Raw genomic sequence first — 13,186 nt, 5'->3', positions numbered from 1 at the left:
GGGGTCTGATGGCCAACTGTAAGCATTTCAAGGCGTTAACATGAGTGAAGATGCACAAGATGTGGTTCTGGTCGTCGAGGATGAACCGGCGATTCGCATGATTTTGCGCGACTACCTGGCGGGCGAGGGGTACCACGTACTGGTGGCCGAAGATGGCGAGCAGGCGTTCGCTATCCTGGCCAGCAAACCGCACCTGGACCTGATGGTGACGGACTTCCGCTTGCCGGGAGGTATCTCCGGGGTGGAGATTGCCGAGCCCGCCGTGAAGTTACGACCGGACTTGAAGGTCATCTTCATCAGCGGCTACCCGGCGGAGATTCTCGAGTCTGGCAGCCCGATCACCCGCAAGGCTCCGATCCTGGCCAAGCCATTCGACCTGGATACCTTGCACGAGCAGATCCAGGCACTGCTGCGCTGAAGCCTGCAGGTAAAACGCTATTCCTGTAGGCGCGGCCTTGTGTCGCGAAAGGGCTGCGCAGCAGCCCCAGCAACATCGGCTGCAGGCTGAAATCCTGGGGCCGCTTCGCGACCCTTTCGCGACACAAGGCCGCTCCTACAGTGGCCGTGTCTAACGCAGGGTCCGCTCCAATCCACCCATCAACATGCTCTCCATCAACCCCAGCCCCTGTTCCTCGGGGAGTGCCTTCAACATCCCCGGCAACTGGTTCAGCAGCGTCGCCACAACATGCGCGGTGGCCACCAAAGCCTCCCCCTGCAACGCCGCCTGCGGCGCGATCAACCTCAGCAACCCCGCCTCGTAACGCTTGCGCAACAAGGCCAGGCGTGCCCGCTGGTCATCGCTCAGGCAGCACAGGTCGCGCTCGGCCAGGCGAAACTGCAGCGGGCGCTCGGCATGCAACTGCCAGTGCGCGGCAATCAGGCAGCTCAATGCCGACGAACCACGTGCCATGGCCCGTCGTCCTTGGTCCAGGGTGGCCTGCAGCTCCTCGTACAACTCCTCGATCAAGTCGTACAACAGGTCCTGCTTACTGGGGAAGTGATGGTACAGCGAGCCGGCGGTCAGCCCCACATGGGCCGCCAGCTCGCGCATGCTGACCTGGCCAAAGCCCTTTTCGGCAAACAGCGCCATGGCCCGGTCACGTCGCTCTTCAAAGTTGGCACAGCGCATTGCGGCATTGACCGGGGGCATGGCGCCTTGTCCTCAGTAAGTGAAGAAACCGCGACCGCTCTTGCGCCCCAGCCAACCGGCCGCGACCATTTCCTTGAGCAGCGGGGCAGGACGATACTTGCTGTCGTTGAAGCCTTCATGGAAGGCCTCCATGATCGCCAGCAGGGTATCCAGGCCAATCAGGTCGGCCAGGGCCAGAGGGCCGATCGGCTGGTTGCAGCCCAGGCGCATGCCGGTGTCGATGTCCTCGGCACTGGCCAGGCCTTCCTGGCGCACGAAGATCGCCTCGTTGATCATCGGCACCAGGATGCGGTTGACCACGAAGCCTGGGCGGTTGCCAGCGGTGATCGGCGTCTTGCCGACTTTTTCGGTCACCACCAGCGCCTGTGCGTAGGTGCTGTCGCTGGTCTGCAGGCCGCGAATGATCTCGACCAGCGCCATCATTGGCACCGGGTTGAAGAAGTGCACGCCAATGAAGCGCTCGGGGTGTTCGATGCTGGCGGCCAGCTGGGTGACCGACAGCGACGAGGTATTGGTGGCGATCAGGCAGTCGGCGGCGACGTTGGCGGCCACTTGTTGCAGGATGCGCTGCTTGAGCTGCAGGTTCTCGGTGGCGGCCTCGATCACCAGCTGCGCACTGCTGAGCTGGGTGTAGTCGGTGCTGGTGCGGATGCGTGCTTTCGCCGCCACCGCCTTGTCCGCTTCCAGGGTGCCCTTGCTGACCTGGCGTTCCAGGTTTTTGCTCAAGGTGGCCACACCGCGCTCCAGCGCAGCGTCGGAAACATCCACCAACAGCACCTGGTAGCCGGCGACCGCGCACACCTGGGCAATGCCGTTGCCCATGGTGCCGGCGCCGATCACGGCGATCTGTTCAATGCTCATGTACCAGGCTCCCTCAAACGCGCTCGAAGACAACGGCGATGCCTTGGCCGCCACCGATGCACATGGTGGCCAGGGCGTAGCGGCCCTGGATGCGCTGCAGCTCATGGATGGCCTTGGTGGCGATGATCGCGCCAGTGGCGCCTACCGGGTGGCCCAGGGAAATGCCCGAGCCGTTGGGGTTGACCTTTTCCGGGTCGAAGCCCAACTCGCGGGCCACGGCGCAGGCCTGGGCGGCGAAAGCTTCGTTGGACTCGATCACGTCCAGGTCCTGCAGCTTCAGGCCGGTCTTTTCCAGCACCTTGCGGGTGGCCGGGATCGGCCCAAGGCCCATCAATTCGGGTTCGACACCGGCGTGGGCATAACCCACCAGGCGTGCCAGCGGCTTCAGGCCCAGGCGGCGCACCGCGTCACCAGTGGCCAGCACCAGGCTGGCGGCGCCATCGTTGATACCGCTGGCGTTGCCGGCGGTAACGGTGCCGTCTTTCTTGAACACCGGCTTCATGCCGGCCAGTTGTTCGGCGGTGACATCGCCACGTACGTGTTCGTCGACACTGAACTGCACACTGCCTTTGCGGGTTTTCAGCTCCAGAGGCACGATCTGGCTGTCGAAGCGGCCTTCGGCAATGGCACGGGCGGCGCGGCGCTGGCTGGTCAGGGCCAGTTCGTCCTGCATTTCGCGGGTGATGCCGTGCTTGGCCGAGACGTTTTCGGCGGTGATGCCCATGTGGAAGTGCTGGAACGGGTCATGCAGTACGCCGACGGTGTAGTCGATGCCTTGCAAGTCACCCATGCGCGCCCCCCAGCGGGCCTGTGGCAACAGGTACGGGCCACGGCTCATGGATTCGGCGCCGGCCGCCACGGCCACCTCGGTGTCGCCCAACAGCAAGCCTTGCGCTGCCGAGACGATGGCCTGCAGGCCAGAGCCGCACAGGCGATTGACGTTGAATGCCGGGGTTTCCTTGGGGATGCCGGCGTTCATTGCCGCTACCCGCGCAAGGTACGCGTCACGTGGTTCGGTAGGGATCACCGTGCCCATCACCAGGTGGCCGACTTGCTCGGCGGCAAGGCCCGAACGCTCGATGGCGGCGCGGGTCACGGCACTGGCCAGGTCGGCCAGCGGCAGGTCCTTGAGGGAACCGCCGAAGCCACCAATGGCTGAACGGACGGCACTGACGACGTAGATTTCTGCGCTGCTCATAGGGGCTCCGATTGCGAAGGCATGGCGGGACTGGGCCAGGCTCTGCGAGAATGGCCGACGATATCCCGGAGTGGGTCCGAGTCTAGGCAAAGGCTCTGTGGCAGCCTATGCCGGATCTGTTCAAACAACCTGGCACTTTTTGCCACTCAGCATAGACAGCGAAAACCACCATGCGCGATAGCGATTCGGTCGCCGTGTACTTCCTCAACGCCATGCTCCATGCCCTGCGCGACAGCCCCGCCGAGCGCGACGCTCAGCTGCTGGCGGTGGGCATCGCCCCGCAATTGCTCGACCAGCCCCAGGCACGGGTGCCGGCCAAGGCGTTCGCCCAGCTATGGCTGGCGTTGATCCAGCGCCTGGACGATGAGTTTTTCCGCCTCGACAGCCATGGCATGCCGCTGGGCAGTTTTGCCCTGATCTGCCGGGGCTTGATCCTCGAACCGAACCTGGAAAAGGCCTTGCGCCAGTGCATGGGCGGTTTCGGCCTGTTCCTGCGTGATTTGCAGGGCAGCCTGACCGTACGTGGCGGGCGGGCGCTGATCAGTGTGCAGTCGAACATTGCCGACCCGCTGACTCGGGTGTATGCCGAGGAAACCTACCTGGTGCTGATGATCGGCATGCTGTGCTGGCTGGCCGGGCGGCGGATCGCCATCGATCGCACCGAGCTGGCCGAGTTACGTCCGGCCCAGGAGGACGACCTGCTGCTGTGGGGGCCAGACCTGCGCCTGGGCAGCGGGCGCACCGAGGTGGAGTTCGACAGCGCCTATCTGCGCCTGCCAGTGGTGCAGGACCTGGCGGCCTTGAAGACCTTTCTGCGCAGTGCGCCGCAGGGGCTGGTGATTCGTTTTCGCAACCAGAACGGCCTGGTGGCCGAGGTGTATCGGCACCTGCGGGCCCTGCGCTATGGGCAGTGGCCGACGTTGACGGCCCTGGCGCAACAGCAGGGGATCAGTGCCAGTACGTTCCGCCGGCAGTTGGAGCGTGAGGGGCGGTCCTATCAGCAGATCAAGGATGAGGTGCGCCGGGCGATGGCCTTCGAGCGGTTGCGCGAAGGCGAGCTGAGCATTGCCGAAATTGCCGAGCAAGCGGGGTTTCAAGAGCCCAGCGCGTTTCACCGGGCATTCAAGAAGTGGACCGGCCACAGCCCCGGCAGCTATCGGGCGCGGTTGGCCGGTACAGGCAATCAATGAATGATCAGGCCGGCACCATGGCAAAGCCGACCCCGAAGCGGTTCCAGGCATTGATGGTGGCAATCGCCAAGGTCAGGTTCGCCACTTCGGCCGGCTCGAAGTGCTCCTGCAAGGCTTCATATTGCCCCTGCGGTGCGCCGTGCTCTGGCAGGCGGGTCAGGCTTTCGACCCAGGCCAGCGCCGCACGTTCACGCGGTGTGAAGTAAGCGGTTTCGCGCCACACGCACAAGGTCTGCAAACGTGCCTCGGTTTCACCCGCCTTGCGCGCATCGTTGGCATGCAGGTTGACGCAGTAGGCGCAGCCGTTGATCTGCGAAGCGCGCAGGCGTACCAGCTCCAGCAACGAACTCTCAAGGCCACTCTTGGCCAGGGCTTGCTCCAGGCCGACCATGGCTTTGTAGGCCTCGGGTGCGTGTTTGGCCCATTCGATACGGTTGTGCATGGCAATCTCCAAAGGTGCGGGGTGGTAATGGCGTTACTGTAGCGCCGACCATTGGCCACCCCGATAGCCAATCGTTCGCATGATCAGGAGGCCAATCGCCCATTCAGCTGGCCACTGACACGCATCCAATCTCTTTATTTCTGCCGGGCCAGCCAAGCCGGGATAATGGCCAGGTCTTGCTACAAGAGAAAAGATCCACCATGAGAGCTGCCTTGAACCTGTTGCTGGTGATTTTGCTGGCGCTGAACTTGCGGCCGATCCTGACCAGTATCGGCCCGTTACTCGAACCCATGCGCGCCAGCACCGGCCTGGGCTACCAGCAGGCCGCCTTGCTGACGGCATTACCGGTGCTGTGCATGGGCCTGGTGCCGTTGCTGCAACCGTGGCTGCGACGCTGGGTCAGCGAACATGGCGGTATGCTCGGGGGCCTGGCCGCGATTGCCCTGGCCTGCCTGTGGCGCCTGCAGCTGGACAGTGCCTGGGCGCTGATCGCCAGTGCGGTGGTCGCCGGCCTGGGCGTGGCAGTGGTGCAGGGCATGATGCCGGGCCTGGTCAACCGCTGGTTCCCCGGGCGTTTGGCTGGGGCGATGGGCTTGTATTCGGCCGCGCTGATGAGCGGCGGCGGCCTGGCTGCAGTGCTCGGGCCACACATCAGCGGCCATTTCGGTCACTGGCAAGCCGGCCTGGGCCTGTGGGCGATCCCGGCAGTGCTGGCGGTGCTGGCCTGGGCCGTGCTGCGGCCGCGCCAGGAAGCGCCGAAGTTGGCGGGGGCTACTGGCGGGCATTGGTTCGGCACCCGCCGGGCGTGGTTGCTGGCCCTGTACTTCGGCCTGATCAACGGCGGCTACACCAGCATGGTGGCCTGGTTGCCGGCTTACCACACCGAGCACGGCGGCAGCGCCCAGGGCGGTGCCGATCTGGTGGGCCTGATGACCGTGTTCCAGGTGGCAGGTGCGCTCGGCCTGCCGCTGCTGTTGCGGCGTTGGGCCGACCGGCGCCCAGGCCTGTGGCTGGCGCTGGCAATCCAGCTGGCGGGATTCCTCGGCCTGCTGCTGGTACCTACGCAGGCTTCGGGGCTGTGGGTAGCCATGATCGGTTTTGGACTGGGCGCCTGCTTCAGCCAAAGCCTGACGCTGACCCTGGAGCACCTGAAAACGCCTGCCGAGGCGGGCAGCCTGGCGGCGTTCGTGCAGGGCATCGGCTTTATCATCACCGGTATCGTGCCGTACATCACCGGCTGGCTGCGTGATGTCAGTGGCGACTTCCAGGCTTCTTGGACGCTGCTGACCGTGACTGTTCTGGCAATGTTGCTGGTGACCGTGTGCTTCAACCCGCGTGGCTATGCGGCGGCCATCGCCCGCCCGGCGGTAATGGGCAAGGCCGCGCCGGTCAACTGAGGCGTTGCAGGGTATCGCGCACTCTGTCCAGTGCTGGGTCGATGTCCAGCAATTCGATGGCGCCGAAGCCCAGCAATAGCCCAGGGCGCAACGGCGCTTCGCTGAAGAACGGCGCCAGCGAATACAGGCCGACCTCCACCTTGCGTGCGAGGTTGGCCAGCAACTCCACATCCACCCCGGGTGAGGCCAGGGCACTGAGGTGGAAGCCGGCGCTGGCGGGGATGGCGCTGAACCAGGGTGCCAGGTCGCCGCCCAGGCGTGCCAGGATACGCTCACGGCGGGCACTGTAGACTTCGTGGCAGCGGCGGATGTGCTTGTTCAGGTGGCCTTCGCCCAGAAAGCGCGCCAGCGCCCACTGCAGCAAGGTCGGGCTGTGCCAATCGCTGAGGTGCTTGGCCACGCAAGCGGCCTGCAACACGGCGGGTGGCAACACGGCATAGCCCAGCCTCAGCTCGGGCAGCAAGGTCTTGGAAAAAGTCCCCACATAAGCCACCAGGCCATGGCGGTCGAGGCGCTTGAGTGCATCCGAGGCCGGCCCGTGGTAACGGAATTCGCAGTCGTAATCGTCTTCGATGATCAGTGCCCCCAGCTCGGCAGCCCGTGCCAGCAGGGCGTGCCGGCGTGGCTCGCTCATCGGCATGCCGAGTGGGAACTGGTGCGAGGGCGTCACGTAGATCAGCCGGGTGCCGTCGGCGATCTGCTCCACGCACAGGCCTTCTCCATCCACCGGAACCGACTGCAGCCGTGCACCCAGGGCCAGAAACAGTTGCCGGGCCGGCGGGTATCCGGGGTCTTCCATCGCCACCTGGCAGCCTGGCTCGACCAGCACCCGGGCGATCAGGTCCAGTGCCTGCTGGGCGCCGTTGCACACCAGCAGGTCGGCTGCGCTGCAGTGCACACCGCGCGCGTAGGCGATGTGGTGGGCAATGGCTTCGCGCAGCTCCGGCAGGCCCTGGGCCGGAAATTGTCGCTCGGGGTGGCGCTGGCTACGGCGCAGCGCGTAGTTTAGGCAACTGCGCCACTGGTCAAACGGGAACTGCGCCTTGCTCGAAGCACCGCCGACGAAGTCATAGCGCGAGGGTGCGTGCAGCTGGCGTTGGCCGAGCACGGTGGCGCGTTGCTGCCAGCGCTCGAGGGAGGCGGCGCCGGCCAGGGGGATGGTGTCTGCTTCGTTATTGCGCAGCGGATGGCGCGGGGTGACGAAGGTGCCACGGCCGACCACGCCGCTGAGCAGGTTGTCGTAGGTTAGCCGTGAATAGGCTTCGGCCACGGTCTTGCGCGAGACGCCCAGTTGTTCTGCCAGCAGGCGGGTAGGTGGCAGTTGGGTGCCGGCGGCCAAGTGGCCGCTGTCGATACCGTCGCGCAATTGCTGGTAAAGCTGATCGGCCAGGCCTTTGCGGCCCTCCAGACGAATGTGCAGTTCCATGGGGCGGTCCAGAGCAGGGGAGTGCTCAGGATAGCGGATCAGGGGTGTGCGCAATATCTGCAGGCACGGCTGCATGCCGATACTCAGAGCCGAGCGGTGCTTACGGTGATAAAGCCTTTGTCCGCCAGTGAAATGCGTATGACTGTCTCGTCCGCCGGTGCCTTGCGGCTGCGCTTGATACGCACGCCATCCACCGCGGCAGCTTTCAGATGCTCTGTGATGGCTCGCCCGTTCGGGTCGAAGAACACTTCGCTGGCCAGCAACTCGATACGTTCGACCAGTTGCCGGGAGTGTTCGTCGGTGGCGCAGAAGAACATCACCCCCGACAGGTGAGGGTCTTCATCGGGGTTGCTGATGTCGTGGGCCAGCATTTCACGCAGGCTGCTGCGCAGTGCGGCAATGGAGCGGGCGTACAGGTGCATACGGAGCCTCCTCTGGATCGCGACCTTGCGTTGTCCAGTGCCGATCTTGTTTTCTGCGCGCAGTGGCAGCAAGTAAGACGCGTCCTATAACTTTGTGGGAAATTTCTGAGGATGCTAGAAGGCCACCGCTGACTGGCGGGAGGCAGGTGTCTGCGGCACAATTCGGCGTCTGATACCCGCCTTGCCGAGGATTGCCATGAACAGCCATTTCCAGCCCGTCGACCTGAAAAAGGCCTATCGCCTGTTGAACCACGGCCCGACAGTGCTGGTGTCAGCCAGCCACGAGGGGGTAGACAACGTCATGGCAGCTGCCTGGGCTTGTGCCCTGGACTTCGACCCGCCCAAGGTAACCGTGGTGCTCGACAAGATCGCCCGCACCCGGCAGTTGGTGGAGGGCAGTGGCTGGTTCGTGATCCAGGTGCCGACCGCTGCGCAGGCGCAACTGACCCACCAGGTGGGGACCCGCAGCCTGTTCGACCAGCCCGACAAACTGGCCAGCATCGGTGTGCAGCTGGCGAGGGTCGAAGGGCATGCGGCGCCATTGGTGCAAGGCTGCTCGGCGTGGTTGATGTGCCGAGTGATCGACGAACCGCATAACCAGAACACCTATGACTTGTTCATAGGCGAAGTGGTGGCCGCCTGGGCGGATGACCGGGTGTTCCGGGATGGGCACTGGGCCTATGAAAGTGCCGACCCGCAGTGGCGCAGCCTGCACTACGTCGCGGGTGGGCATTTTTATGCGATTGGCGAGGCGGTGGTGGTTGAACCGCAGTAACACCTGTGTTGGCTTCTTCGCGGGCATGCCCGCTCCAACCGCATAGCAACAGGCTGTAAGGCCCCAGAAGAGGTTGGCACGGGACTCAGAGCGCGGCGGCCCCAGCCTTGGCCACCTGGGCATCCTGCTCGGACTTGACCCCGGACACGCCAATCGCGCCTACCACCTGGCCTTCCACCCGCAGCGGCACGCCGCCTTCCAGGCTGGTCAGCAGCGGCGCGGTCACGAAAGCAGTACGGCCGCTATTGACCATCTCTTCATAATCCCGCGTCTCCTTGCGCCCCAATGCGGCAGTGCGCGCCTTTTCCATTGCGATGTAAGCACTGGCGGGCGCGCAGCCGTCCAGGCGCTCCAGGGCCAGCGGATGGCCGCCGTCGTCGACCACGGCGATGGTCACGTTCCATTGCTGCGCCTGGGCTTCCTGGCGCGCGGCGCTCAGTACGCGGGCAATTTCGGCCTGGCCGATCACGAACTTGCTATGCATGGGGGTTCTCCGGGTTCAAGGCTGCTTCGACGATTTCGATCCAGTGCCGCACAGGCGTGCGCCCAGCCCCGTCGAGGTGGGCCTGGCAGCCGATGTTGGCCGTGGCGATGACTTGCGGTTTGCCGCTTTCCAGCGCATTCAGGCGATTGTCGCGCAGTTGCAGCGACAATTCAGGCTGGGTCAGCGAATAAGTGCCCGCCGAGCCGCAGCACAGGTGGCCGTCGGGCACCGAGGTCAGGGTAAAGCCCAGCCGCGTCAGCAATGCTTCTACCGCACCGCCCAGTTTCAGGGCGTGCTGCAGTGTACATGGGCAGTGGAAGGCCAGACGCTGTTCGGCGCAAAGGCTCAGTTGCTCGACGGGTTCATCGCGCAAAACTTCTACCAGGTCGCGGGACAGTGCGCTGACCCGCGCGGCCTTGGCAGCGTAGTGAGGGTCTTTTTCCAGCAGGTGGCCGTAGTCGCGGACAAATGCGCCGCAGCCACTGGCAGTTTGTACGATCGCCTCGGCACCTGCTTCGATGGCGGGCCACCAGGCGTCGATATTGCGCCGTGCCCGCTGCAGGCCCTGCTCCTGAGCATTCAGGTGATAGTCCACCGCGCCACAGCAACCGGCCTGCTGGATCGGTTGCACGCTGATGCCCAGGCGGTCGAGCAGCCGCGCAGCCGCGGCGTTGGTATTGGGTGACAGGGTTGGTTGCACGCAACCTTCCAGCATCAGCACCCGGCGTGCATGGCGTGGCGCGGGGCGGTCGCCGGGTGGCGTGATGCGGGCCGGCAGCTTGCGTTTGAGCGTGGCCGGCAGCAGCGGGCGCAGCGCCTGGCCGCTGCGGGTCAGGGCTTTGAACAATGCCGGGCGCGGCACTACCGCACACAGGCCCTGGCGCAGCAGGCGCTGGCCGAGCGGGCGCGGCACCTGCTGCTCGACCACCGCCCGGCCAATGTCCAGCAGGTCGTGGTACTTCACCCCGGATGGGCAGGTGGTTTCGCAGTTGCGGCAGGTCAGGCAGCGGTCCAGGTGCAACTGGGTGCTGGCGGTGACCGGCTTGCCTTCGAGCACCTGCTTGATCAGGTAGATACGCCCGCGCGGGCCGTCCAGTTCATCGCCTAGCAACTGGTAAGTGGGGCAGGTGGCGGTGCAGAAGCCGCAGTGCACGCAGGATCGCAGGATGCTTTCGGCTTCTTCGGCGCGGGCCAGGCGGCGGGCTGTTTCGCTGAGGTTGGTTTGCATGGTCTGGCCTCACAGGTCCGGGTACAGGCGACCGGGGTTGAACACCCCCTGGGGGTCGAGCTGCTGCTTGAGGGCGCGGTGGTAGCGCATCAGGGCGGCGGACAGCGGCGGGCTGCTGGCTGCACCGGGGGCATAGCAGGTGGCGTGGCCGCCCACCTTGGCGACCTGGTCGCGAATGGCCTGAACCGGTGCGCCGGTTGTGAGCCAGCGCTGGGCGCCACCCCAGTCGATCAGCTGTTGGCCGGGCAGGTCCAGCTCGCCGCAGGCGTTGGGTACGGACAGGCGCCACAGCGGAGCGGCGCCGGCAAAAAATGGCAGCCGTTGTTCGCGCAGGTCGCTCCAGAACCGGTTGTGGAGTGTTTCGCCACCCAGCCGCCGGTACGCCGACTGCACCGAGCCTTCGCCGCCTTCCAGGCGCAGGTAAAGTGCTTCGCCGTCATGGCAGGCGGCGCTGATCGGTAGCGGTTGCTGCCCCCATTCGGCCAGCTCCGCCAGGGCTTCATGGCGGCTCATCGGCAGGCGCAGGCCAAGGCATTGACGTGGGCGTGGCAGCACTTTCAGCGACACTTCGGTCAGCAGCCCCAGGCAGCCGAAGCTGCCCGCCATCAGGCGTGATACATCGTAACCGGCCACGTTCTTCATCACCTCGCCGCCAAAGCGCAACAGCTTGCCGTGGCCGGTGATCACGCGGGTGCCAAGCACATAGTCACGCACCGACCCGGCCCACGGCCGCCGTGGGCCAGACAACCCGGCCGCGACCATCCCTCCCAGCGTGGCTTCCGGGCCCAGGTGCGGTGGTTCGCAGGGCAGCATCTGGCCGGCTTCGTGCAGGGCCGCCTCGATTTCGCGCAGCGGCGTGCCGGCGCGGGCGGTGAGCACCAGTTCGGTCGGATCGTAGCTGACGATGCCGCGGTGGCTGCGGGTATCGAGCACTTCACCGGCCACTGGGTTGCCGAGCATCGCCTTGCTGTTGCTGCCCTGGATACGCAGTGGCGTGCGTTGGTTCAGCGCCTGGTTTACCTGTTCCAGCAGTGCCTGGCTCATGTCGCGGTCCATGCTCATCAGAAACGCTCCAGTTCGGGGAAGGGCAGCTGCCCATGGTGCACATGCATGGCGCCGAATTCGGCGCAGCGGTGCAAGGTGGGAATGTTCTTGCCGGGGTTGAGCAGGCCCTGCGGGTCGAAGGCGGCCTTCACCGCGTGGAACAGGGTGATTTCGTCGCTGTTGAACTGCGCGCACATCTGGTTGATCTTCTCGCGGCCCACGCCATGTTCACCGGTGATGCTGCCGCCCACTGCCACGCACAGTTCGAGGATCTTGCCGCCGATGGCTTCGGCACGCTCCAGCTCGCCGGGGCGGTTGGCATCGAACAGGATCAGCGGATGCATGTTGCCGTCGCCGGCATGGAACACATTGGCCACGCGCAGGCCGTATTCAGCGGACAGGTCACTGATACCCTTGAGCACCCGGGGCAGTTCGCGGCGCGGGATGGTGCCGTCCATGCAGTAGTAGTCCGGGGAGATGCGCCCTACCGCTGGAAAGGCGTTCTTGCGCCCGGCCCAGAAGCGCACGCGCTCGGCTTCGTCGCAGGCCAGGCGCACCTCGCGGGCCCCGGCATGCGTCAGTACGTCGGCGACCCGCGCGCAGTCGTCGTGTACGTCGGCCTCCACGCCATCCAGCTCGCACAGCAGGATCGCCGCCGCGTCCACCGGGTAGCCAGCGTGGATGAAGTCCTCGGCGGCGCGGATCGCCAGGTTGTCCATCATCTCCAGGCCGCCGGGGATGATGCCGGCCGCGATGATGTCGGCGACTGCCCGGCCGGCGTCCTCGACGCTGTCGAAACTGGCCAGCAGCACTCGCGCCACCTGGGGCTTGGGTAGCAGCTTGACGGTAACTTCGGTGACGATACCCAGCATGCCTTCGGAGCCGGTGAACAGCGCCAGCAGGTCGAAACCTGGGCTGTCCAGGGCATCGCTGCCGAGGGTCAGGTGCTCGCCCTCGACCGTGAGGATTTCCACCTTGAGCAGGTTGTGCACGGTCAGGCCGTACTTGAGGCAGTGCACGCCACCGGCATTTTCGGCGACGTTGCCACCGATGGAGCAGGCTATTTGCGAGGAGGGGTCTGGTGCGTAGTACATACCATGAGGTGCGGCGGCCTGGGAGATGGCCAGGTTGCGCACGCCCGGCTGCACACGGGCGTAGCGACCCTGCGGGTTCACCTCAAGGATACGATTGAAGCGCGCCATCACCAGCAGGATGCCCTTCGCCAGCGGCAGGGCACCGCCCGACAGGCCGGTACCGGCGCCTCGGGCGACCACCGGTACGCCACGTTGGTGGCACAGTTTCAGCAGTGTTTGCACCTGCTCCAGGCGCTCGGGCAGCACCACCAGCAGTGGCACGGTGCGGTAGGCCGACAGGCCGTCGCATTCGTAGGGTTTGAGGTCTTCTTCGCGGTACAGGATTTCGAGGTCTGACAGGGCATCGCGCAGCGCCTGCAACAGGTCAGCCTGGTTCACGTTGGGCAACGCGCCATCGACGCGCTCGTCGTACAGGATATTCATCGGCTCACTCGGCAACGGTTTTTGTTGTTGTTGGCAAAGCGATCACCCTGCC

At 65.3% G+C, this 13,186-nt stretch carries 14 protein-coding genes; 4 read left to right on the top strand and 10 right to left on the bottom strand.

What is annotated here, in order from left to right:
- The first annotated feature begins 40 nt into the window (after positions 1-40).
- Positions 41-418, top strand: a complete 378-nt coding sequence (locus Q9451_RS19470) for a response regulator (protein ID WP_009686481.1) — start codon at positions 41-43, stop codon at positions 416-418.
- Positions 419-568: 150 nt separating this feature from the next.
- Here Q9451_RS19470 and Q9451_RS19465 read toward each other — a convergent pair whose 3' ends face one another.
- Genes Q9451_RS19465 through Q9451_RS19455 form a run of 3 tightly spaced genes read right to left on the bottom strand, consistent with a single transcriptional unit; the run spans position 569 to position 3,209 of the window.
- Positions 569-1,150 carry a TetR/AcrR family transcriptional regulator gene (locus Q9451_RS19465; RefSeq protein WP_012271797.1) on the bottom strand — a complete coding sequence of 194 codons (582 nt, stop codon included), beginning with the start codon at positions 1,148-1,150 and terminating at the stop codon, positions 569-571.
- Between the two features lie 12 nt (positions 1,151-1,162).
- Positions 1,163-2,011, bottom strand: a complete 849-nt coding sequence (locus Q9451_RS19460) for a 3-hydroxybutyryl-CoA dehydrogenase (RefSeq protein ID WP_012271798.1) — start codon at positions 2,009-2,011, stop codon at positions 1,163-1,165.
- A gap of 13 nt (positions 2,012-2,024) precedes the next feature.
- A complete protein-coding gene (locus tag Q9451_RS19455; protein WP_012271799.1) occupies positions 2,025-3,209 on the bottom strand; it encodes an acetyl-CoA C-acyltransferase family protein in 1,185 nt (394 codons plus the stop codon).
- Positions 3,210-3,379: 170 nt separating this feature from the next.
- Here Q9451_RS19455 and Q9451_RS19450 point away from each other — a divergent pair, with 170 nt between their 5' ends.
- The gene (locus tag Q9451_RS19450) at positions 3,380-4,399 is read left to right on the top strand and encodes an AraC family transcriptional regulator (protein ID WP_012271800.1); all 1,020 of its coding nucleotides are present in this window, start codon (positions 3,380-3,382) and stop codon (positions 4,397-4,399) included.
- A gap of 4 nt (positions 4,400-4,403) precedes the next feature.
- Here the strand turns inward: Q9451_RS19450 and Q9451_RS19445 are convergent, their stop codons facing one another.
- Complete coding sequence (locus Q9451_RS19445; protein WP_012271801.1) at positions 4,404-4,841, bottom strand: carboxymuconolactone decarboxylase family protein; 438 nt, start codon at positions 4,839-4,841, stop codon at positions 4,404-4,406.
- A gap of 200 nt (positions 4,842-5,041) precedes the next feature.
- Here Q9451_RS19445 and Q9451_RS19440 point away from each other — a divergent pair, with 200 nt between their 5' ends.
- The gene (locus Q9451_RS19440; RefSeq protein WP_012271802.1) at positions 5,042-6,238 is read left to right on the top strand and encodes a CynX/NimT family MFS transporter; all 1,197 of its coding nucleotides are present in this window, start codon (positions 5,042-5,044) and stop codon (positions 6,236-6,238) included.
- On the opposite strand, the gene Q9451_RS19435 is transcribed toward Q9451_RS19440, so the two are convergent.
- A complete protein-coding gene (locus tag Q9451_RS19435; protein ID WP_041166468.1) occupies positions 6,231-7,664 on the bottom strand; it encodes a PLP-dependent aminotransferase family protein in 1,434 nt (477 codons plus the stop codon). The genes Q9451_RS19440 and Q9451_RS19435 overlap by 8 nt on opposite strands.
- A gap of 83 nt (positions 7,665-7,747) precedes the next feature.
- On the bottom strand, positions 7,748-8,086 hold the full coding sequence (locus Q9451_RS19430) for a hypothetical protein (protein WP_012271804.1): 339 nt from the start codon (positions 8,084-8,086) through the stop codon (positions 7,748-7,750).
- Positions 8,087-8,282: 196 nt separating this feature from the next.
- Here Q9451_RS19430 and Q9451_RS19425 point away from each other — a divergent pair, with 196 nt between their 5' ends.
- Positions 8,283-8,861 carry a flavin reductase family protein gene (locus Q9451_RS19425; protein WP_012271805.1) on the top strand — a complete coding sequence of 193 codons (579 nt, stop codon included), beginning with the start codon at positions 8,283-8,285 and terminating at the stop codon, positions 8,859-8,861.
- Between the two features lie 85 nt (positions 8,862-8,946).
- Here the strand turns inward: Q9451_RS19425 and Q9451_RS19420 are convergent, their stop codons facing one another.
- From Q9451_RS19420 to glcD, 4 genes are read right to left on the bottom strand one after another with little or no spacing between them, the layout of a single operon-like run.
- A complete protein-coding gene (locus Q9451_RS19420) occupies positions 8,947-9,345 on the bottom strand; it encodes a heme-binding protein (RefSeq protein ID WP_012271806.1) in 399 nt (132 codons plus the stop codon).
- Positions 9,338-10,573: a glycolate oxidase subunit GlcF gene (glcF, locus tag Q9451_RS19415; protein ID WP_012271807.1), complete on the bottom strand. Its 1,236-nt coding sequence runs from the start codon at positions 10,571-10,573 to the stop codon at positions 9,338-9,340. Before glcF ends, Q9451_RS19420 begins: the two co-directional genes overlap by 8 nt.
- Before the next feature lie 9 nt (positions 10,574-10,582).
- The gene (gene glcE, locus Q9451_RS19410; RefSeq protein WP_012271808.1) at positions 10,583-11,635 is read right to left on the bottom strand and encodes a glycolate oxidase subunit GlcE; all 1,053 of its coding nucleotides are present in this window, start codon (positions 11,633-11,635) and stop codon (positions 10,583-10,585) included.
- Complete coding sequence (glcD, locus tag Q9451_RS19405) at positions 11,635-13,134, bottom strand: glycolate oxidase subunit GlcD (RefSeq protein ID WP_012271809.1); 1,500 nt, start codon at positions 13,132-13,134, stop codon at positions 11,635-11,637. The genes glcE and glcD overlap by 1 nt, the downstream gene beginning before the upstream one ends.
- Positions 13,135-13,186 lie beyond the last annotated feature (52 nt).

Source organism: Pseudomonas sp. NY8896 (genome assembly GCF_039634505.1).
The sequence above is the reverse complement of the archived record's forward strand: the minus strand, read 5'-3'. Positions and strand labels throughout refer to the sequence as shown.